At 70.3% G+C, this 20836-nt stretch carries 14 protein-coding genes; 5 read left to right on the forward strand and 9 right to left on the reverse strand.

What is annotated here, in order from left to right; translation table 11 throughout:
* Position 1: 1 nt before the first annotated feature.
* The 5 genes from M8J73_RS28450 to M8J73_RS28470 all read right to left on the reverse strand — a co-directional run bounded on the left by M8J73_RS28450 (position 2) and on the right by M8J73_RS28470 (position 8968).
* Positions 2-979 carry an ABC transporter permease gene (locus tag M8J73_RS28450; RefSeq protein WP_055536910.1) on the reverse strand — a complete coding sequence of 326 codons (978 nt, stop codon included), beginning with the start codon at positions 977-979 and terminating at the stop codon, positions 2-4.
* A gap of 98 nt (positions 980-1077) precedes the next feature.
* Complete coding sequence (locus M8J73_RS28455; RefSeq protein ID WP_206187747.1) at positions 1078-2871, reverse strand: ABC transporter substrate-binding protein; 1794 nt, start codon at positions 2869-2871, stop codon at positions 1078-1080.
* A gap of 101 nt (positions 2872-2972) precedes the next feature.
* On the reverse strand, positions 2973-4019 hold the full coding sequence (locus M8J73_RS28460) for an ABC transporter permease (protein ID WP_055536908.1): 1047 nt from the start codon (positions 4017-4019) through the stop codon (positions 2973-2975).
* A 470-nt stretch (positions 4020-4489) separates the two neighbouring features.
* Positions 4490-6397: a translational GTPase TypA gene (gene typA / locus M8J73_RS28465; RefSeq protein WP_055536916.1), complete on the reverse strand. Its 1908-nt coding sequence runs from the start codon at positions 6395-6397 to the stop codon at positions 4490-4492.
* A gap of 258 nt (positions 6398-6655) precedes the next feature.
* Entirely contained in the window at positions 6656-8968 is a 2313-nt protein-coding gene (locus M8J73_RS28470) for an ABC transporter family substrate-binding protein (protein WP_249829248.1), read from the reverse strand.
* 338 nt (positions 8969-9306) lie between these two features.
* Between M8J73_RS28470 and M8J73_RS28475 the strand changes: the two genes are divergently transcribed.
* The 5 genes from M8J73_RS28475 to M8J73_RS44955 all read left to right on the forward strand — a co-directional run bounded on the left by M8J73_RS28475 (position 9307) and on the right by M8J73_RS44955 (position 15858).
* Positions 9307-9597, forward strand: a complete 291-nt coding sequence (locus M8J73_RS28475; RefSeq protein WP_055540190.1) for an Rv0250c family protein — start codon at positions 9307-9309, stop codon at positions 9595-9597.
* A gap of 60 nt (positions 9598-9657) precedes the next feature.
* Positions 9658-10494 carry a succinate dehydrogenase subunit SdhC gene (sdhC, locus tag M8J73_RS28480; RefSeq protein ID WP_055540189.1) on the forward strand — a complete coding sequence of 279 codons (837 nt, stop codon included), beginning with the start codon at positions 9658-9660 and terminating at the stop codon, positions 10492-10494.
* Between the two features lie 18 nt (positions 10495-10512).
* A complete protein-coding gene (locus tag M8J73_RS28485) occupies positions 10513-12450 on the forward strand; it encodes a fumarate reductase/succinate dehydrogenase flavoprotein subunit (protein WP_249829249.1) in 1938 nt (645 codons plus the stop codon).
* Positions 12451-12472: 22 nt separating this feature from the next.
* Positions 12473-13249, forward strand: a complete 777-nt coding sequence (locus M8J73_RS28490) for a succinate dehydrogenase/fumarate reductase iron-sulfur subunit (RefSeq protein WP_055543386.1) — start codon at positions 12473-12475, stop codon at positions 13247-13249.
* Between the two features lie 113 nt (positions 13250-13362).
* Positions 13363-15858, forward strand: a complete 2496-nt coding sequence (locus tag M8J73_RS44955) for a hypothetical protein (protein WP_283947081.1) — start codon at positions 13363-13365, stop codon at positions 15856-15858.
* Between the two features lie 205 nt (positions 15859-16063).
* Here M8J73_RS44955 and M8J73_RS28510 read toward each other — a convergent pair whose 3' ends face one another.
* The 4 genes from M8J73_RS28510 to M8J73_RS28525 all read right to left on the reverse strand — a co-directional run bounded on the left by M8J73_RS28510 (position 16064) and on the right by M8J73_RS28525 (position 20620).
* A complete protein-coding gene (locus M8J73_RS28510; RefSeq protein WP_372504031.1) occupies positions 16064-18853 on the reverse strand; it encodes a SpoIIE family protein phosphatase in 2790 nt (929 codons plus the stop codon).
* Positions 18854-19169: 316 nt separating this feature from the next.
* Positions 19170-19577, reverse strand: a complete 408-nt coding sequence (locus M8J73_RS28515; protein ID WP_055538434.1) for an ATP-binding protein — start codon at positions 19575-19577, stop codon at positions 19170-19172.
* Between the two features lie 389 nt (positions 19578-19966).
* Positions 19967-20374 carry a (deoxy)nucleoside triphosphate pyrophosphohydrolase gene (locus M8J73_RS28520; protein WP_055538433.1) on the reverse strand — a complete coding sequence of 136 codons (408 nt, stop codon included), beginning with the start codon at positions 20372-20374 and terminating at the stop codon, positions 19967-19969.
* Between the two features lie 45 nt (positions 20375-20419).
* Positions 20420-20620 (reverse strand): SPOR domain-containing protein, encoded by a 201-nt coding sequence (locus M8J73_RS28525; RefSeq protein WP_055538432.1) that lies wholly within the window; start codon positions 20618-20620, stop codon positions 20420-20422.
* Positions 20621-20836: the final 216 nt, after the last annotated feature.

A 20836-nucleotide genomic window follows, 5' to 3' on the forward strand; every position in this document is an offset into this window, starting at 1 on the left:
CCTAGGAGAGCCGGACGCGCGGGTCGATCCAGGCGTACGCGATGTCGGTGAGGATGTTCACGATCAGGATGAAGAAGGCCCCGAACATCATGACGCCCATCGTCAGGGGGAGGTCCCTCGTCATGGCGCCGTTCACGGCCAGGCGGCCGATGCCCTGCAGCGAGAAGGTGAGTTCCGTGACCACGGCGCCGCCCAGCATGGAGCTGATGTCGATGCCGAGGACCGTGACGATCGGGATGAGCGAGCCGCGCCAGGCGTAGCGGAAGAAGACGTACTTCTTCGTCATGCCCTTGGCCCGAGCCGTGCGTACGTGCTCCTCGGCGAGCTGCTCGATCATGGAGGCGCGTGCCATACGCGTGTACTGCGCGGTGAAGATCGTGGCCATCACGACCACCGGGATGGACATCCCGACGAACCAGCCGACCGGGTCCTCGCTGATGGGGACGTACTTCGGGTCCTCCATCCAGCCCGTGCTGTAGACGAGGACCGTCAGCGCGATCGGGCCGAGGAAGTAGATCTGGAAGGAGCTGAGCACCATCGACGAGCCCGTGGCCACCTTGTCGAGCGTGGAACCGCGCCGGAAGGCGGAGACCATGCCGGCACCCACACCGAAGATCAGGAAGCAGATCGTGCCACCGACGGTCAGCGTGAGGGTGGTCGGGAAGCGGTCGATGATCGTGTCCCAGACCATGTCGCCCGAGTAGAACGACTGGCCGAGGCACGGGGCGGCGCAGTGGCCGTCCGGGAAGTCACGGCCCATCACGATGCCGGACATGAACTGCCAGAACTGCGTGGCGACCGGCAGATTGAGGCCGAGCGCCTCGCGGATGTCCGCGATCCTCGTCGGGGAGCAGTCCCTGCCACAGGCCAGAGAGGCGTAGTCGGACGGCCCGGCGATGAAGAGGAAGAACGTGACGGCGCCGATCAGGAACAAGGTGACGACGGCACCGGCCAGGCGCCGGATGATGAACTGAAGCATGGCGGGGAGGCTGCTCTCTGCAGAGAGGGTGGACGGTTTCACGGAACCGCGGGGATGCGCTCCGCCTGGTGCGCACCCCCGCGATCAGCCGTAGGGAGTTACGACTTCAGGAACAGGTTGTTGACGTCGATGTAGCTCGACTCGGTGCTGTAGCGGGCACCGCCGATGTTCGAACCGTAGAGCTGGAACTGCTTGGCGTACCACAGCGGAGCAGCCGGGTTGATCTTCTCCAGGATGTAGTGGTGCGCCTCCTGCCAGGTCTTCTGGGCCGCGGTCGGCTCCTCGGAGAGGGCCTTCTTGATCAGCTCCTGGACCTTCGGGTCGTTCACGTGCGAGTAGTTCGGCGAACCGTCGGCGATCTGGTCACCGTCGTAGATCGGGGTGACGACCGTGCCCGCGGACGGCCAGTCCTGGCCCCAGCCGGTCACGTAGATGTCGTACGAGTTCTTGACCTTGCCGATCTGCTCGTAGAAGCTCGCGGCGTCGATCTCCTTGCCGACGACCTCGATGCCGACCTTGGACAGCGCGTCCTCGAGGGCGACCTTGCGCTTCTGCTCGTTCTCGGTGTTGCGGTAGGCGAAGACCAGCTTCTTCTCGGACGCCGGGACGTCCTTCAGGAGCTTCTTGGCCATCTCGATGTTGCCGGACGGCGTCTTCAGACGGCCGTACGGGTCGTACTTGGCCTCGTAGCCCGGCAGGGTCGGGGCGAACAGGTTCGGGGCCGGGTCGCCACCGTAGGCGCCACCCTCACCGGCGATCAGCGACTTGGAGTTCACCGCGTAGGTGACGGCGTCGCGGACCTTCTTGTTCTTGACCCGGTCCAGGTTGAAGTTCAGCACCATGACGTAGGGCTGGTAGCCCTTGATGGTGCGCTTGTTGACGGCCGGGTCGGTGATGACGTCCTGGATCTGGGTGGACTCGACGCTGCCGGTGAACTGGATGGCGTTCTTGGAGGCGCCCTGGTCCGCGATCAGACGCTTGGTCTGGGTCGACTCGGTGACACCGAAGTCGAAGTTCCAGCCGTCCACGTACTGGTGGCGCACGGAGTCGGTCTTCGGGTCCCACTGGTCGTTCTTGACCAGCTTGAGGGCCTTGCCGACCTTGTACTCGGAGATCTTGTACGGGCCGAGGGAGACCGGGGCCTTGTCGTACTTCTCCTTCGTGTCGGTCTTCTCCGGGACGATGGAGTAGCCCGACATGGCCAGCATCTGCGGAAGGTCCGGACGCGGCTTGTCGAAGTGGAAGACGACCGTCTTGTCGTCCGGGGTGTCCAGGACCGAGGCCGGCAGGTGCTTCTTGCCGAAGCCGCCGTCCTTCAGCGCCTCGCGGTACTTCGGACCGCTCAGCCAGGTCTGCAGGTAGTTCGGGCCGTCGAAGATGAACTCGGCGTACATGCGCTCGACGGTGTGGCGGACGTCGGCCGAGGTGATCTCGTTGCCGTTCTGGTCCTTGATGCCGTCCTTGATCGTGTACGTCCAGGTCTTACCACCGTCGGACGACTTGCCGGCGTCGGTGGCGATGTCACCGACGACGGACATGTTGCCCTTGCTGTCTTCCTGGAAGTTCGTCAGCCCGCGGAAGATCAGGTTGGCGACCTGGCCACCGTCGGAGACGTAGATCTGGCCCGGGTCCAGGTGCGAGAGGCCCGCCTCCTGGTAGACCTCGACGGTGCCGCCGCTCTTCGCGCCGGCCACCTCCGCCGCGGGACCCGTCGACGCGGCGGCGTCGGCGTAGGTGATGGCCTTCGACTGCTGGGCGGCCTTCTTCTGGTCCTTCTTGGAGTCGGTCCCCGAGGTGTTGCCCTTGTTCTCCGAGCACGCCGTGAGCACGAGGGAGCCGGCCGCGACGGCGACCACTATGGCGCGCGCTCTGCGCGAGGTGAGCGACTTCATGACGGTGTATGCACCTACCTGTCGTTTGTTATCCATGAGTACTGCCTGACGCGGCTGGTAGGCCGACGCGGGGGCGGCAGCCACCCCCCACCAATGGACGATCAGCGCCCGGACTTGGGGTCAAACGCATCCCGTACGGAGTCTCCGAGGAGGTTGAAGCACAGGATGAAGATCACCAGCGCGAGGCCGGGGAAGAACATGAACGCCGGGTCCTGCTCGGCGTACTTGGCGCCGGCGGCGAACAGCCGTCCCCAGTCCGGGGTGGGCTCGACGAAGCCGACACCCGCGAAGGAGAGGAACGCGATGGTGAGGATCGTGCTGGGCAGCTGATACGTGAACTGCACCAGGATCGGCGAGACGACGTTCGGCAGGATCTCCTTGCGGACGATCCGCCACGGCGAGGCGCCGGACACCTTGGCCGCCTCCACGAACTCCCGCTCACGCAGGGAGAGCACGGTGGAGCGGACCAGGCGGGCCATACCCATCCAGCCCAGCAGCCACAGCACGATCAGGATCGCCACCGCCCGGAAGTAAGTGGGGGTTTCTTCCTCCGGGTCGACGAAGAACGCCGTGACCACGGGCATGAAGGCGATGAAGAACAGCTGCTGCGGGAAGGCGAGGAAGAAGTCGGTGACCCGGCCGATCCAGTAGTCGGTGCGACCGCCGAAGTAACCGCCGATGAGACCGATGATGACGCCGGTGATCATCAGGAGCACGGTCACGCCCAGCGCCATGTACAGCGAGGTGCGCATGCCGTACATCAGCATGGCGAACAGGTCACGGCCGTACTGCGGCTCGACTCCGAACCAGTGGTCCCCCGAGACGCCACCGAAGTAGCCGAGCGGCAGACCGAAGTCGTCCAGGATCGGGTTGGTGTCGACATACGTCGGGTCCTGCCCGTACAGCGTGTACGGGTTGGTCCCGCTGAGGGCCGTCATCAGGGGCGCGCACAGGGCGAGGACGAAGTAGAAAATCACTACCCCGGCGCAGATCATGCCGGTACGGTCACGCCTGAAACGCTGCCACATGAGCTGGCCGGGGGAACGGCCCTCAAGGGTCTTGGGCTTGTCGACCTCGGAGGTCGCCGCCAGTTCGGGGTCCAAGGCGACCGCGGGCCCGGAGCCCTCGGCCTTGGTTGGACTGGTCATGTGTGTTCTTCCCCCGGGGGGTTGGAGAGTTGAGCGCAGCACAGATCCGGCTACCGGCGGGTTCTGCGTTTTGGGGGAACTTTCGCCAAGTGAGTCAACGCGCGTCAAGGGCGGAAGGCATAGGGATCTCCCTACCGTCCATATTTTGAGCAAAAATTGCAAAGATTGACATCTGGTCGCGCTTGACAAGCGAGACGGGATTCCGGCAAATCGGACATTCGATGAAGGATTTTTGTTTACATGTCCGAAACTTGATCGCCGGAGCACCGATATGCGAACAGCGCTTCACAGCGCATCGACAGCCCGCGGAGGGGTTCGGGCCGTGAGGCCGGCCCTCGCCCACCGCTCCTTCACGAGTGGTCCGGGAGCCCCGGTCCCTTCACGGGCTCTCCCCATGTGCGGGCACACCGCAGGCCCGGCCCGCCGCTGAGCGGTGGACCGGGGCCTCGGGGACCGCGGATGACGGTCTGTCAGCCGTGCTTGGCGCGGCTGGCGGCGCGGGCGCGCTCGCGGGCGTCCAGGTTGACCTTGCGGATGCGCACGGCCTCCGGGGTCACCTCGACGCACTCGTCGTCCCGGCAGAACTCCAGCGACTGCTCCAGCGACAGCTTGCGGGGCGGGACGATGGACTCGGCGACGTCAGCGGTCGAGGACCGCATGTTCGTCAGCTTCTTCTCCTTGGTGATGTTGACGTCCATGTCGTCGGCGCGCGAGTTCTCACCGACGATCATGCCCTCGTACACCTCGGTGCCGGGCTCCACGAACAGCACACCGCGCTCCTGGAGGTTCGTCATCGCGAACGCGGTGACGGCGCCGGAGCGGTCGGCGACGAGCGAACCGTTGTTGCGGGTCTGCAGGGTGCCGAACCAGGGCTCGAAGCCCTCGTGGATGGAGTGCCCGATGCCCGTGCCGCGGGTCTGCGTGAGGAACTCGGTACGGAAGCCGATGAGGCCGCGCGAGGGCACCACGAACTCCATGCGGACCCAGCCCGAGCCGTGGTTGGACATGTTGTCCATCCGGCCCTTGCGGACACCCATGAGCTGTGTGACGGCGCCCATGTGCTCCTCGGGCACGTCGACCGTCATGCGCTCGACCGGCTCGTACGTCTTGCCGTCGATCTCCTTGGTGACCACCTGCGGCTTGCCGATGGTCAGCTCGAAGCCCTCGCGGCGCATCTGCTCGACCAGGATGGCCAGCGCCAGCTCACCGCGGCCCTGCACCTCCCAGGCGTCGGGGCGCTCGGTGTCCAGCACGCGCAGCGAGACGTTGCCGATCAGCTCGCGGTCGAGGCGGTCCTTGACCTGGCGGGCGGTGACCTTGCGGTCCTTCACGGCCGCCTTGGCGTCCGCGCCCTTGCCGGTGCCGCCGCGGCCGACCAGCGGGGAGGTGTTGGTACCGATGACCATGGAGATCGCGGGCTCGTCGACCGTGATGAGCGGCAGCGCGATCGGGTTCTCCACGTCGGCGAGGGTCTCGCCGATCATGATCTCGGGGATACCGGCGACGGCGCAGATGTCACCGGGGCCCGCCTTCTCGGCCGGCTTGCGGGTGAGCGCCTCGGTCATCATCAGCTCGGAGATGCGCACGTTGGTGACGGAGCCGTCGCGCTTCATCCAGGCGACGGTCTGCCCCTTCTTCAGCTCGCCCTGGTGGACGCGGAGCAGCGCGATACGGCCGAGGAAGTTGTCGGCGTCGAGGTTGGTGACGTGGGCCTGGAGCGGCGCGGCGTCGTCGTACGTCGGCGCGGGGATGTGCTCCAGGATCGTCGAGAAGAACGGCTCCAGGCTGGTGGAGTCGGTCGGGACGGTGCCGTCGGCGGGCTTGGTCAGCGAGGCGACGCCGTCACGGCCGCAGGCGTAGACGATCGGGAACTCGATCTGGTCCTCGTCGGCGTCCAGGTCCAGGAACAGGTCGTAGGTCTCGTTGACGACCTCGTCGATCCGGGAGTCCGGGCGGTCCGTCTTGTTGATGCACAGGATGATCGGCAGCCGCTGCTGGAGCGCCTTGCGCAGCACGAAGCGGGTCTGCGGCAGCGGGCCCTCGGAGGCGTCGACGAGCAGCACGACACCGTCGACCATCGACAGACCGCGCTCGACCTCGCCGCCGAAGTCGGCGTGGCCGGGGGTGTCGATGATGTTGATCGTGATGGGCTCCCCGCCGTCCTTCGGGTGGTACTTGACCGCCGTGTTCTTGGCGAGGATCGTGATGCCCTTCTCACGCTCCAGGTCGTTCGAGTCCATCATGCGGTCATCGACCGAGTCGAGCTGGTGCGCGGCGAAGGCACCGGCCTGCTTCAGCATGCCGTCGACGATGGTCGTCTTGCCGTGGTCGACGTGGGCGACGATGGCGACGTTGCGGATGTCGTGACGTGTGGTCACAGCCATGTTGCGGCGTTCTCCCGGAGTGTGAGGACGGCCCTGCTGCGTACGTCTGTGTTACGCGGGCCCTGCCGGGCTGGACACGCCACGGCCTCACCCCATGGTACGGGCCCGCGGCAGCGAGGGCTCCCCGGCCCGGACGCCCCCTGCTCCGCCGCAGGTCAGACCCTCTTGACGGCCCCCGACCACCGGACGCGCCGCCCTGCGTCGTGCGGGGCGGCGCGTCCGATGGTCGGAACGTACGTGGAGGTCGATCACTCAGTTGCGGGCGGGGCTCTCCGACGCCGTCGTGCCCTCCTTCAGGAAGCCCATGTCCTCGTAGACGGGGGTCTGGAAGCCGAAGGCTCCGGCGTTCGCCAGGTGCGGGCGGGCGGCGTAGAGCTGGGGGCGCTGGTAGAGGGGGATCGAGCCGGCCGCGGCCCAGATGCGGGCGTCGGCCTTGCGGATCAGGGAGCGGGTCTCGGACTCGTCGAGGGTGGAGATCGCCTGGTCGAAGAGCTGGTCGACCTGGTTGGTACCGACGCGGGTGTAGTTCTGCTCGACGCTCAGCGAGCCGTCGGCCGCGGGGACCGGCTTGGCGTAGATCGGGCGGGCGTCGGTGGCGGGGAACGCGGAGGTGGGCCACGAGTACAGGGCGAGGTCGTACTGCCCGTTCGCGATGTGGTCCTTGAAGTAGCTGTCGTCGGCGACCTTGGAGATCTCCGTGCGGATGCCGACCTGCTCCAGCATCACCGCGATCCGCTCGCCGACGGTGCGCAGGGACTCGGTGCCCGGGCCCGACGGCAGGACGAAGCGGAGGGTGAGCGGCTTGCCGTTCTTGGCGAGCGGCGCCCGCGCGGCGTCGCCGGGCGCCCGTGTGCCGCGCGGGGCGTAGGCGCCGGGGGCGTTCTGGCTGCCGTCCCGGGCGAGCGGGCTGTCGTCGTCGGTCTCGTACGGCTTGTTGTCGTCGCCGACGACGTACGTGTCCTCGTCGCCGGTCTTCTTCTCCGCCTTCTTGTCCGCCTCGTCGTCCGACTTCTTCTCGGACTTCTGCTCCGTCTTCTTCTCGGGCTTCTCCTCCTTGGACCCGGCGGTCTTCTCGCCCTCCGCCCCGGCGGCCTTCTCGGTCTCCCGGAGCGGGCCGCCCTCCTCCCAGCCGGCGTCGGCGAGAAGGGCGCGGGCCTCGTCGGTGTCCTGGCCTCCGAGGGCACCGCTGCTGTCGGCGTAGGCGGCCTGGCCGGACAGGGCGAGGTGGCTCCCGACGGGGACGGCGGGCAGGCCCAGCGGCTTCAGGACGAGACCGGCGAGCTCCTTGCGGTCGAGGGAGCGGGCCACCGCGCGGCGGACGCGCTCGTCGGCGAGGGGGCCGTCGGCACCGTTGAGGGCGAGCTGGGTGAAGGCCGGTTCGAGGGAGCGGCGCACCTCGTAGCCACGCAGGGCGGACTGCTGCGCGGTGTACTCGGCGAGCGCCGCCCGCCGCTTCTTCCGGGCACCGGCCTCCTTGTCGGCGGCCTTCTGGTCGGAGCCGTGCGCGATCGCCCAGGACCGCAGCGACTGCGCGGGCGTCAGCGCGGCGCCGGGCCCCTGGGCGAGGGTGCCGCCGGACCCGGCGAGGGGACCGCCGAGTCCCTGCGCCGCCCCCCTTACCTCCGGGGAGCCCTGCGGGGCGGCTGAGCCGCGCGGGCTCGCGGAGCCCTCGGGGCCCTGGGCCTCCTTGCCGGCCAGCATGACCCGCTGCGCCTGGGACGAGTCGATCTCGGCGATGTCCACCTCGCCCTTGGCGAGCGCCTCGGCCCGCTTGTCGCGGGGGACGGCGCGCAGCACCAGTTCCGACAGCTTGGCCTGGCGGCCCCACCAGCGGGGGTTGCGGGTGAGGGTGATCTTGCCGCCCTTGCGGTCGACGTCCTTGACGGCGAAGGGGCCGGCGGTGACGTTGAGCTTCTTGCGGGCGCCGTCGTTGAAGGCGTCGGGGGTGCCCGTCACCTGCTTGGGGTAGAGCGGGGAGAACAGCGACTTCCAGTCGGCGTAGGGGCGGGCGAAGGTGACACGGACCTCCAGGTCGTTGCCGCCGCGCTCGACCTTCTCGATGCGTTCGTATCCGGCGTTCCTGGCGGTCCAGTACGCGGAGTCCTTGCCGGCCAGGGCCCGCCACTGGGCGACGAAGTCGGCGGCGCCGATCTCCCGGCCGTCGCTCCACACCGCCTCCTGGTGGAGCTTGTAGAGCACGACCTGCCGGGGTTCGCGTTCGACGATCTTCGCGGACTCCAGGTAGTCGGTGTCGACCTGGGGGCGCCCCCCGGCGTCGAGGCGGTACATCGACGGCAGGACGGCGTCGGCGACGCGTGCGCTGGTGGGGTCGGCGTCCGCCTGGAACGTGTTGAACGTCTCCGGTACGGCGTCCACGGCCCAGCGCAGGGTGCCGCCGTCGGCGATCCGGTCACGGGCGGCCGGCGCGATGTCGGGGCCGGCCGCCGGCCTGCCCGCGGGGTCCTCCTCGCCGCAGGCCGTGAGCAGGGGCGCCGCGAGCACACCCGCGGTCAGGAAGGCGACCGAGCGCATCACCGCACGCGGTCCGACGCCGTGGTGGGACATCACTGCTACCTCCGGAGGACCGCACCCTCACCAGGAGGGCGTTATGATCACTTTTGGGTGCATATGGAGCTGATCACATCTACGGCCACACACTGAAGAGGAAGGGGTTCACCGACCGAGGGAGACACGGCGACGGGGAGCGAAAAGCCACCCGTGCGGCGCAATGCGCCGTAGGTGATCCCCGGCGCACACCGAGCGCGCACAGGCGTGCGGAGGAGGCCCGCAATCCGCCAATCGATGCACATCCCTTCCCAGCGCAACGTGTGACGCGCAACACTCGCAGGCGCATGAACGTTGCCGCCTCGGTCCTCGACGATCCGCGGAAGTGAGGGCAAGTCATGTCCGTGCAAGATGAACTGACATCGGTCCAGCGCTGCCTCGACGACCTCTACCGGTCGGTGGGACGCCTGGAACAACAGATCGGCAGCGGTGGGCTCGACATGCGCCGGGTCCGCGCCGACGCCGATCACCTGCGCGAAAGCGTCGCGCTGCTGCGCGAGGGGGCCGTCGCCCGCTCGTCGACCAAGCACCCCGAACTCGTCCCCATCCCCGACACCCCGTACGACGACTCGCTGTGGACGGACTCGGACGACGAGGGACTCGGCGCCCGCGACCGCCGCGCCCCCTGACCCCGGGCACCCGGCACGCCGAGCGCCCGACAACCGAAAAGAACCGACCGGGAGTCCCCGTTGGCCACTGGTACGGAACCTCCAGGCACAGAACCCCATCCCCAGCGCGGCGGCGTGCACAGCGGTACACGCGCCGCGATCACCGCACCGCATCTGCGGACCGACCGCTGGTGGCTGGCCCCGGCCGGCACCGCGGCCGGTCTGCTCGCCTTCATCGTGTACTCGACATGGCGGGCCTTCTCGGACGCGCACTACTACGCGGCCCCCTATGTCTCGCCGTTCTACTCCCCGTGTCTGGCGGAGCGCTGCGAGCCGATGCACGCGGGACCCAACTGGGAGATCTTCGGCAGCTGGTGGGGCATCTCACCGGCGATCATCATCCTGATCTTCCCGCTGGGCTTCCGCCTGACCTGCTACTACTACCGCAAGGCCTACTACCGCGGCTTCTGGGCGTCCCCGCCCGCCTGCGCGGTGGCCGAACCGCACAAGAAGTACACGGGTGAGACCCGCTTCCCGCTGATCCTCCAGAACATCCACCGCTACTTCTTCTACGCCGCGATCGTCGTCGCCGGGATCCTGACGTACGACACCGTCCTCGCCTTCCGCGACGAGAACTACGCGTGGGGCCACATGGGCCTCGGCACGCTCGTCTTCCTGATCAACATCGTGCTGATCTGGGCCTACACGATCTCCTGCCACTCATGTCGGCACATCGTCGGCGGCAAGCTCAAGCACTTCTCCAAGCATCCCGTGCGCTACCGGATGTGGCAGTGGGTCGGCAGGCTCAACGCACGCCACATGCAGCTGGCCTGGGCGTCCTTGGTGAGCGTGGCGCTCGCCGACTTCTACGTGTATCTGCTCGCGTCCGGCGCGTTCGACGACCCGACCCTCTTCTGACGACAAAAGGTGCTTGAGATGTCCGTGGTCGAACGACAGGAGTGGGACGTCGTCGTGGTCGGCGCCGGCGGAGCCGGACTGCGCGCCGCGATCGAGGCCCGCGAACGGGGCGCCCGTACGGCGGTGATCTGCAAGTCGCTGTTCGGCAAGGCCCACACGGTGATGGCCGAGGGCGGCATCGCGGCCGCCATGGCCAACGTCAACTCCGGTGACAACTGGCAGGTCCACTTCCGCGACACCATGCGCGGCGGGAAGTTCCTCAACCAGTGGCGCATGGCCGAGCTGCACGCCCGCGAGGCGCCCGACCGGGTGTGGGAGCTGGAGACCTGGGGCGCGCTCTTCGACCGTACGAAGGACGGCCGGATCTCGCAGCGCAACTTCGGCGGCCACGAGTACCCGCGGCTCGCGCACGTCGGCGACCGGACGGGACTTGAGCTGATCCGCACGCTCCAGCAGAAGATCGTGGCGCTCCAGCAGGAGGACCACAAGGAGACCGGGGAGTACGAGTCCCGGCTGAAGGTCTTCCAGGAGTGCACGGTCACCCGGGTCCTCAAGGACGGCGGCCGCGTCTCCGGGGTCTTCGCCTACGAGCGCGAGTCGGGCCGCTTCTTCGTCCTCGAAGCGCCTGCCGTCGTCATCGCCACCGGTGGCATCGGCAAGTCCTTCAAGGTGACGTCGAACTCGTGGGAGTACACGGGCGACGGGCACGCGCTGGCGCTGCTCGCGGGGGCGCCGCTGCTGAACATGGAGTTCGTGCAGTTCCATCCGACGGGCATGGTCTGGCCGCCGTCGGTGAAGGGCATCCTCGTCACCGAGTCGGTGCGCGGCGACGGCGGGGTCCTCAGGAACTCCGAGGGCAAGCGGTTCATGTTCGACTACATCCCGGACGTCTTCAAGGAGAAGTACGCGCAGTCCGAGGAGGAGGGCGACCGCTGGTACGAGGACCCCGACCACAACCGGCGGCCCCCCGAGCTGCTCCCCCGTGACGAGGTGGCCCGCGCCATCAACGCGGAGGTGAAGGCGGGCCGGGGCTCCCCGCACGGCGGGGTCTTCCTGGATGTGTCGACCCGTATGCCGGCCGAGGTGATCCGCCGCCGGCTGCCCTCGATGTACCACCAGTTCAAGGAGCTGGCCGACGTCGACATCACCGCGGAGGCCATGGAGGTCGGCCCCACCTGCCACTACGTGATGGGCGGCATCGCCGTCGAGTCGGACACGGCGGCGGCGCGCGGGGTGCCGGGGCTGTTCGCGGCCGGGGAGGTGGCCGGCGGGATGCACGGCTCCAACCGGCTGGGCGGCAACTCCCTGTCCGACCTGCTGGTGTTCGGCCGCCGGGCCGGACTGCACGCGGCCGAGTACGCGACGGGCCTCGCCGGGGCACGGCCCCCGGTGGACGACGAGCAGGTCGACGCGGCCGCCGCCGAGGCGCTGCGCCCGTTCTCCGCCGAGGGCGAGGGCCGCCCCGAAGGGCAGCCGCCGGAGAATCCGTACACCCTGCACCAGGAGCTCCAGCAGGCCATGAACGACCTGGTCGGCATCATCCGCCGCGAGGGCGAGATGGAGCAGGCCCTGGAGAAGCTGGCCGATCTCCGGGTGCGGGCGCGCCGGGCCGGGGTCGAGGGGCACCGGCAGTTCAACCCGGGCTGGCACCTCTCCCTGGACCTGCGGAACATGCTGCTGGTCAGCGAGTGCGTGGCGCGGGCAGCGCTGGAGCGCACCGAGTCGCGCGGCGGCCACACCCGCGAGGACCACCCGGCGATGGACCGCGACTGGCGCCGGCTCAACCTGCTGTGCCGGCTCACCGACCCGACGGGCGGGCTCGCGGCCACCGACCCCGTCGCGGGCCAGATCTCCCTGACACGGGAGACCACCGATCCCATCCGCCCGGACCTGCTCGCCCTCTTCGACAAGGAGGAGCTGGTCAAGTACCTCGCCGAAGAGGAGCTGTACGAGTGAGCAGCCACGAGGAGCCACGGTCATGAGCGGCTACACGGCCCACTTCAGGGTGTGGCGGGGCGATGTGGGGGGCGGCGGCCTGGAGGACTTCAAGGTCGAGGTCAACGACGGCGAGGTGGTGCTGGACATCATCCACCGCCTCCAGGCGACCCAGGCCCCGGACCTCGCCGTCCGCTGGAACTGCAAGGCCGGCAAGTGCGGTTCGTGCTCGGCGGAGATCAACGGCCGTCCCCGGCTGATGTGCATGACCCGGATGTCGGTGTTCGAGCGGGACGAGACGATCACGGTCACGCCCCTGCGGGCCTTCCCCGTCGTACGGGACCTGGTGACGGACGTCGGCTTCAACTACCAGAAGGCGAGGGAGGTTCCGGCGTTCGTACCGCCGGAGGGGCTCGGTCCGGGTGAGTACCGGATGATGCAGGAGGACGTGGACCGTCCGCAGGAGTTCCGCAAGTGCATCGAGTGCTTCCTGTGCCAGGACACCTGCCATGTGGTCCGCGACCACGAGGAGAACAAGCCGGCGTTCGCGGGCCCCCGCTTCCTCATGCGCGTCGCCGAGCTGGACATGCATCCGCTGGACGCGGCCGAGGACACCGGCCTGGACCGCAAGCGCACCGCTCAGGACGAGCACGGCCTCGGCTACTGCAACATCACCAAGTGCTGCACGGAGGTCTGCCCCGAGGGCATCCGGATCACGGACAACGCGCTCATCCCGTTGAAGGAACGGGCCGTCGACCGCAAGTACGACCCGCTCGTCTGGCTCGGCTCGAAGATCAGGAGGCGCTCCTCGGCGGACTGAGCGCCGCCCGCGGCCGGGGCGCCGCACCGTGAAGCGGGCGGCCGGGCCGCGTCCGGGACGTCTTTGCCTCCTCCCGGTCGCGACCCGGCGGGTCCGGCCATACGCTCCCAAATGTGACGTCGCGTTCGAGGAGTAACCGGTCGCGCGGCGCCACGTCGCACATAGGGGTGCGGGTGGCGCACGCCGCGTTCGGCGGGATGACCGCCTTGGTCTGGCTGCTGCTGGTCCCGTTCACGGACTCGCCGGACACGGGCCACCGGACGCCCGCGGCGGCGGCCGCGTCCCCGACCGTCGCCGAGTGGTCCGCGGGGCCTGCGGGGCCTGCGGGGCCTGCGGGGTCCGACGGCGTCGGCCCGTCACCGTTCCCGGTCGGCGCCCGGCGTGCCGTGGTCGTCGGGGTGGGCGGCGCGGCGCCCGGTGACGACGGGAGTTCGGCGACGGATCTGATCCTGCCGGTCGCGGTCGCCGCGGTGGTCGCCGGTTTCGCCGCGTACTCACTCGTCCGGCGCAAGCGGCGCGCGGCGCTGCGGACGACGCCGACCGGAACCTTCGAAGAGCATCTGCCCCCGTTGCCGGACCTGCACCAGCGGGGCCGCCGACTGCTGGTGGAGACGGACGACTGCGTCCGTACGAGCGCCGAGGAACTCCGCTTCGCCGTCGCCCGGTCGGGCCCTGTGGCGGCCCAACCCTTCACCGACGCCCTGGCGGACGCGCGCCGCGAGGTGGAGGCGGCCTTCCGGCTCCGGCAGCGGCTCGACGAGACCACCGGCACGCTGCCGCCGGGCGAGGAGCGGGCCCTGTTGGAGGAGATCCTCGCCCGCTGCACGATGGCCCAGCGACGCCTCGACATCGCCGCGCCCGCCTTCGACCAGCTGCGCGCCCTGGAACGCGACGCGGTCCCGGCCCTGCAGAGCGCGGAGGCCCGCTTCCGTGAGCTGACCGGCCGTACGGCGACGGCGGCCGCCACCCTCGCCGGGCTCCGTGCGCACTACGCCCCCGACGTCGTGCTCCCCGTCGCCGGTCACGCCGAACAGGCGGAGGACCGCCTCGTGTTCGCGACGGCCGAGCTGAACCGGGCCCGCCAGTTCGCCTACGCGGGCGACCCGCTCACGGCCGCCGCGCATCTGCGGGCCGCCGAGGGCGCCATCGACCAGGCGGACGTCCTCGTGACGGGGGTGGAGCGGCTCGCCGCGGAGGTGGCGCGCGCCGCCGCCGCGGCGAAACAAGGGGCGCCCCGCGAGGGCACGTACGCCAACCCCTTCGACGCCCTCTGCCGCGAGGACCGCTGGCTGCTCCCGGCCCGCAGCGCGGTGGCCACCACGAGGGACTACGTCACCACGCACCGCGGGGCAGTGGGAGCAACGGCAAGAACCCGCCTCACAGAAGCGGAACGCTGCGCGGCCATCGCCGAGACGGCGGCACTCCGGGAAGGGCCGACCGGAGCGGAGGGGGCCGGGGCGGAGAGGGCCGGGGCGGGCGGGACCGGGGTCGACAGGGCCGAGGGGGCTGGGGCCGACGGGACCGAGAGGGCTGGGGCCGACGGGACCGAGAGGGCTGGGGCCGACGGGACCGAGAGGGCTGGCGGCGCCGAGGGGTCCGGAGTGCACAGGAGGGCCAAGGGGTCTGGGGTCGGCGGGGCCGAGCGGGCCGACGCGGCGGCGTCTCCGGGCGACGAGAGCACCGAGGCGGGTGCGGCCGGCCAGGCTGCGCCCTCCGGGGGCAGGACCGCCGGGGAGGGCGTGGCCGGGGAGGCGGCACCCCCGGCGCGCGAAACCGCCGAGGACCGCGCGGCCAGGGAGGCGGCACCCCCGGAGGACGAAACCGCCGAGGGCCGCGCGGCCGGGGAAGCGACACCCCCGGAGGACGACACCGCCGAAAACGGCGCGGCGGCCCCGGCGGTGCCCCTGGGCGATGAGGCCGCCGAAGACGGCGCGGCCGGGGAGGCGGCACCCCCGGAGGACGACACCGCCGAAAACGGCGCGGCGGCCCCGGCGGTGCCCCCGGGCGATGAGGCCGCCGAAGACGGCGCGGCCGGGGAGGCGGCACCCCCGGAGGACGAAACCGCCGAGGACCGCGCAGCCGACCAGGCAGCACCCCCGGAGCGCGAGACCGCCGAAAACGGCGCGGCGGCCCCGGCGGTGCCCCCGGGCGATGAGGCCGCCGAAGACGGCGCGGCCGGGGAGGCGGCACCCCCGGAGGACGAAACCGCCGAGGACCGCGCAGCCGACCAGGCGGTGCCCCTGGGCGATGAGGCCGCCGAAGACGGCGCGGCCGGGGAGGCGGCACCCCCGGAGGACGAAACCGCCGAGGACCGCGCAGCCGACCAGGCGGTGCCCCTGGGCGATGAGGTCGCCGCCGTGGAGACCGCTGATGTCGAGCGTGCCCGGCGTGCCCACTCCCTGGCCCGGGAGGCTTGGCGGCTGGCCGAGCAGGACGTGCGGGAGTACGGCGAGCCGTACGAGGGGCCGATCGGCGACGGGATGGCCGGGGCGCTGCTGGGCGGCATCCTCCTCGGGGACACCCAGGAGGGCGGCCGGATCACCCCACGGGGCCCGGCCTGCTTCGGCGGCACCGCGACCCGCGCCCGCAGGGCGGCGAGCTTCGGCTAGGTCCTGTCGTTGGGATCACGTCTGGGCCGCGGGGCTTGGCACGCACATCTGCCGCGTTGTCGTCGGTAGCCAACGCTCCGCGTTGACGCCCTCCTCCGCCTTGCAGCTGCACGCACCAAGCCCCACTCACCGGCAGCGTGAAGGTGCCGTGGCCCGAAGTCGGCGTGATCCAAACGACAGGCCCTGGACCGCGTGTCACCTCCCCCTAGAACAGGCTCAGCAACGCCTCCGCCGGGTCCGTGAGGCCGCCCTCTTCTCCGGGGAGCGGCAGTTCGAACCACACGGTCTTGCCGCGGGGCGTGCGGCGGGAGCCCCACGCGGCGGAGAGCAGGCCGACGAGTTGGAGCCCCCGGCCGCCCTCGTCCGTGTCGCGGGCGCGTCGGCGGCGCGGCTGGACGAGCCCGGCGTCCCAGACCTCGCAGACGAGGGTCCTGTCGAGGAGCAGGCGGAGCCGTATCTCGCCCTCGCCGTAGCGCAGCGCGTTGGTGACCAGCTCGCTGACGAGCAACTCGGCCGTGTCGACCAGGGGTTCGAGGTCCCAGCTGAGCAACTGGCCCCGGGCGTACTCCCGGGCGCGTCCCACGCTGCGCGGCTCACGGGGCAGGGTCCAGTCGCCGACGGAGTCGGACGGCAGTCCCTGGACACGTGCCATCAGAAGGGCGATGTCGTCCTCGCCGTGATGGGTGTCGAGGGTGTTGAGCACGTGGTCGCAGACGTCCTCCAGCGACCGAGGGCCGTCGGAGCGCCCCGTCGGTGGCTGGGCGGGGTCGGTGAGGGCGCCGACGAATGCCTGGAGGCCCTCGTCGAGGGGATGGTCGCGTGATTCGACCAGTCCATCCGTGTAGAGCGCCAACAGTGCGCCTTCGGGCAGTTCGACCTCGACCTCCTCGAACGGCTCACCACCGACGCCGAGCGGCATGCCGGGCGGCACGTCGAGCATCAGCGCGCTCTCGCCGGGTTCGACCAGCACGGGCGGCAGATGCCCGGCATTGGCGAAGGTGCAGCGCCGGGTGACCGAGTCGTAGACGGCGTACACGCAGGTCGCGAGGTACACCTCGGAGAGGTCCTTGTCGCGGGGCCGGCTGGCGGCGGTGCGGGAGGCGGACTGGACGCCGCCGGGGTTGCCGAGGCCGCGGGCGATCTCGTCGAGCGCGGAGAGGACCTCGGCGGGTTCGAGGTCGAGCAGGGCCAGGGTGCGTACGGCCGTGCGGAGTTCGCCCATGGCGACCGCGGCGCGCAGGCCCCGGCCCATGACGTCGCCGACGACAAGTGCCGTGCGGTGGCCGGGGAGTTCGATGACGTCGAACCAGTCGCCGCCGACCTCGGTGGCCGCGTTGCCCGGCAGATAACGGCAGGCGATGTCGAGGCCGGACGCCTCGGGGTCGCCCGGCGGCAGCAGGGAGCGCTGGAGGATGAGGGCGCGTTCGTGTTCGCGCCGGTAGAGGCGGGCGTTGTCGATGCAGACGGCGGCGCGCGCGGCCAGTTCCACGGCGAGGGCCCGGTCGCGTTCCCCGAAGGGTTCGCTGCCCTTGGTGCGGGAGAACTGCACGAGCCCGACGACGGTGTCGTGGGCGACCATCGGCACGGCGAGCGTCGTCTGGATGAGGTTGCCCTCTTCGGGGACCTGCTGGGGGCGGGCGGTGCGCAGGGCGTCCGCGCAGGGCGAGTTGAACGGGTAGTGGTGGACCGCGCCGACGCGCACCGGGGCGGGCCCGCCGACGAACGGCGCGTCGGAGACGGCGCTGGCGAAGGCGACGCGGCGCAGTTCGGCGCTGCCGTCGGCGAGTCCGGGCGGGGTCTCGTCGCCGACGAGGAGTCCCTGGTAGAGGTCGACGGTGGCGAGGTCGCAGAAGTTGGGGACGACGACGTCGAGGAGTTCGCGGGCGGTGGTCTCCAGGTCGAGGGAGTTGCCGATGCGGGAACCGGCCTCGTTCAGGAGGGCGAGATTGCGCCGTGCGGCGGCGGCCTCGCGGGCGGCGGAGCGGCGGGCCGTCACATCGATGCCGAGCCAGGCGATGCCGATGGGGCGGCCGGTGCCGCTGTGCACCCGGTAGAGGTTGACGGACCAGTGGCGGCGTTCCTCGGAGCCGGGCACGAACCCGGAGATGTGCATGTCGGTGATGGAGTCGCCGGTCTCCAGGACCCGGCGCAGGGTCGCCTCGACCCGCTCGGCCTCCGGGGACTGGAGGTAGTCGTGGACGCCCTGGCCGCGATGGTCGTCGACGTGGCCGCCGTAGATGGAGGCGAACCGCTGGTTGGCGCGCCGCACCCGGAGGTCGGTGTCTATCAGCAGGAAACCAAAAGGAGATTGGCCGAATATCGCCTGCGAGGCGGCGAGGTCGGTCTCGATGCGCCGCAGTGTGCGCACGTCCACCACGATGCACACGGCGGCCCGTTCGCCGCCCTCGACGGTGGTGGGCATCACATAGACCTCAGCGAGCCCCTCGACCCCTTCGGGGCCAGGCATCCGGAAGGGCACGACTCCGGTCCACTCCCGGCCGTCGAGGACCTCGGCCATCTTCCGCTGGCCCTCTTCGCGCCGGTCGGGGTCGACGAACGCCTCAATGGGGTCCATGCCCACGGCCCGCGCGGCCGAGATCCCGAACAACTGCTCGGCGCGCAGGCTCCACTGGTCGACGAGGCCGTCCGGGCCGATGGAGAACGAGGCCACCTTGATGTAGTCGTATATCGAGCCGGGCGGGCTGGTCTGCCACATCGGATCACCGGGCCCCTGACCGGCCAGGACACCGGCGGCCGCGACGGCGTCGGCCGCCCGATCCCCGGCCGCCGCCGGACGGCCGACCGACGGTCGACTTCCGGACGCGGGCCCCTGGGCGTCGCCGCCCGCCTCGACGGAAGCGCTTCCGCCCTCGCGCGTGACGTCGTCGCGTGTGGCGCGGCCCAGGCCGGAATCGTCTGCGGCCTCGGGCCTCGCGCGGTCCGTCGGGCCCTTCGGCTCCGTGGACTCCGTGGCCTTCGCTGGTATCTCGCTCACGCGAACCGTCCCCTCCAGCTCACCGCGTCCGGCTTCGGTCACCAGGGGCGGCTGCCCGCAGTATCCAGCACTACGGCGCCGCACAACACGGTGTTCACGATCACAGCACGGTCCCGATCGTTTTTGGACCGGCTGGGACATACTCCCAAGTCTTCTAACCAGGCGTTGCCCGCTCGAACCAAAGACTCCAGCCAGCGCTACTGGCTTGAACCCATCGGTCGCACGCGCGCCCCGGGGAGCCGCCCCTTGCCCGGTCCGTACGCCGTGGACGCCGGTCGTGCACCAGGTCTTTCACCTCGTACGCCCATGGGTCCGGTCAGTCGGGAACCGTCAACTCGAACCAGACCGTCTTGCCCGATTCACCGGGCCGGGTACCCCAGTCCCGCGCGGAGCAGGCCACGAGCCGCAGTCCTCGGCCACCTTCGTCGTCCAGGTCGGCGGTCCGCTCGCGCGGCGGGTCGGGCAGCGGGTCGGAGACCTCGACGAGCAGGGTGCCCGGCGAGCCGTCGGAGCGTACGAGACGTACGCCTATGGGGCCGGTGGCGTGCCGCAGGGCGTTGGTCACCAACTCGCTCACCAGCAGGGCGGCGATGTCCCCGACGGAGTCGAGCCCCCATGCGCGCAGCCGGTCGCGAACCACGGCACGAGCGGTCCGCACGGCGCCGGGCTCCGCGGGAAAGGTCCACTCGGCGCAGTCGTCACCGTTGTCGATCACGCCGATCACTTCCCAGTCAGAAGCGGACCCTGTCCGGTTTCATGGGGTTAATGGGCACATACCCGATATCCAACCTCGAGTACCGCGCATGAGGGCGCACTGTGGCACAAAGAGCGCAGTGAGCGCATCCCCCCGCACGCGACGCGTCAGAAAAGGGCGCACGGAACCGCTCTACGAGCGCGGACCCGAGGGCGCGACGAGCGCGGACCTGAGGGCATGCCGAGGAGGCACGGCAGGACGCGGCAAGACGGTACGGCGGGACACGTAGGGAAGGCGGCAGGGGCGCGGCGAGGAGACACAGCAGGACACGTCGGCAAGGGCAGCAGGCGCGCGGCGCGCAGGCGAGCACGACGGGCGCGGCCGGGATACTCGCGGACGGCTCCGTCGATACGGGGCGCTCAGACGCCCCCGGGCCCCCAGGCCAGCCGCACGGTCTCCATCACGGCCGGAACGTCCTGGTCGAGCCAGTCGACGTCCCACACCTCGTCGGCACTGAGCCAGCGCAGCTCGTCGTGGTCCTCCAGTGGCCGGGGCTCCCCGGAGAGGAGATGCGCGATCCAGACGCGCAGGACATAGCCGGAACCCACCGGCCACTCCCCCGGCACCCGCTCGGCGGACTTCGCCTCGACGCCGAGCTCCTCGCGCAGCTCCCGCACGAGGGCCTGTTCGGGGGACTCGCCGGGCTCCACCTTGCCGCCGGGCAACTCCCAGCGTCCGGCCAGCTCGGGCGGCGCGCTGCGACGCGCGGCGAGCAGCCGGCCGTCCTTCAGCAGGGCGGCACCCACCACCACGATCGGTTCGGTCATGCGCGGGAGCCTACGGGAGCGGGCGGAGGCGTCGGGCGGGGTGAATCACTTGCTCCCACTCTGGCCGTTCTGGCCGTTCTGCCCGATGCGCTCGACCCAGTAGAGCTGCTTGTGTCCGCGATTGTCGAGGCTGTCCGCGATCTTCTGCGCCTCGGCGCGGGTCGCGTACCGGCCGACGCGATAGCGGTTGCCGTTGTCGTCCTGCCTTATGACGAGCCAGGGAAGAGTGATCGTGCCGTCGTTCATCGACCCCCACCGCTCCTTCCCGCCTCGGCCGATCCGAGTCCCGTCCCCGGATTCCGCCGCACCCCGCCACCTAAGGAAACCGCAATCCGCATATGCCCGAGCGTACGCCTAACCTTTACGCAGCGAATCCGTCTTTTCACAAAGAGGTACGCAACAAGCCAAGATGAGAGGGGCGCACCCCGTCGAACGCGCCGCCGCTCACCACCTGCGCGCCTT

Source organism: Streptomyces neyagawaensis, assembly GCF_023516595.1.
In the GTDB taxonomy this organism is placed as follows: domain Bacteria; phylum Actinomycetota; class Actinomycetes; order Streptomycetales; family Streptomycetaceae; genus Streptomyces; species Streptomyces neyagawaensis.

What these genes read in the sequence shown, in the direction of transcription:
- M8J73_RS28450 (WP_055536910.1), bottom strand. Translation starts at nt 979, where the DNA reads ATGCTTCAGTTCATCATCCGGCGCCTGGCCGGTGCCGTCGTCACCTTG.
- M8J73_RS28455 (WP_206187747.1), bottom strand. Translation starts at nt 2,871, where the DNA reads ATGAAGTCGCTCACCTCGCGCAGAGCGCGCGCCATAGTGGTCGCCGTC.
- M8J73_RS28460 (WP_055536908.1), bottom strand. Translation starts at nt 4,019, where the DNA reads ATGACCAGTCCAACCAAGGCCGAGGGCTCCGGGCCCGCGGTCGCCTTG.
- M8J73_RS28470 (WP_249829248.1), bottom strand. Translation starts at nt 8,968, where the DNA reads ATGTCCCACCACGGCGTCGGACCGCGTGCGGTGATGCGCTCGGTCGCC.
- M8J73_RS28475 (WP_055540190.1), top strand. Translation starts at nt 9,307, where the DNA reads ATGTCCGTGCAAGATGAACTGACATCGGTCCAGCGCTGCCTCGACGAC.
- M8J73_RS28485 (WP_249829249.1), top strand. Translation starts at nt 10,513, where the DNA reads ATGTCCGTGGTCGAACGACAGGAGTGGGACGTCGTCGTGGTCGGCGCC.
- M8J73_RS28490 (WP_055543386.1), top strand. Translation starts at nt 12,473, where the DNA reads ATGAGCGGCTACACGGCCCACTTCAGGGTGTGGCGGGGCGATGTGGGG.
- M8J73_RS28520 (WP_055538433.1), bottom strand. Translation starts at nt 20,374, where the DNA reads ATGACCGAACCGATCGTGGTGGTGGGTGCCGCCCTGCTGAAGGACGGC.
- M8J73_RS28525 (WP_055538432.1), bottom strand. Translation starts at nt 20,620, where the DNA reads ATGAACGACGGCACGATCACTCTTCCCTGGCTCGTCATAAGGCAGGAC.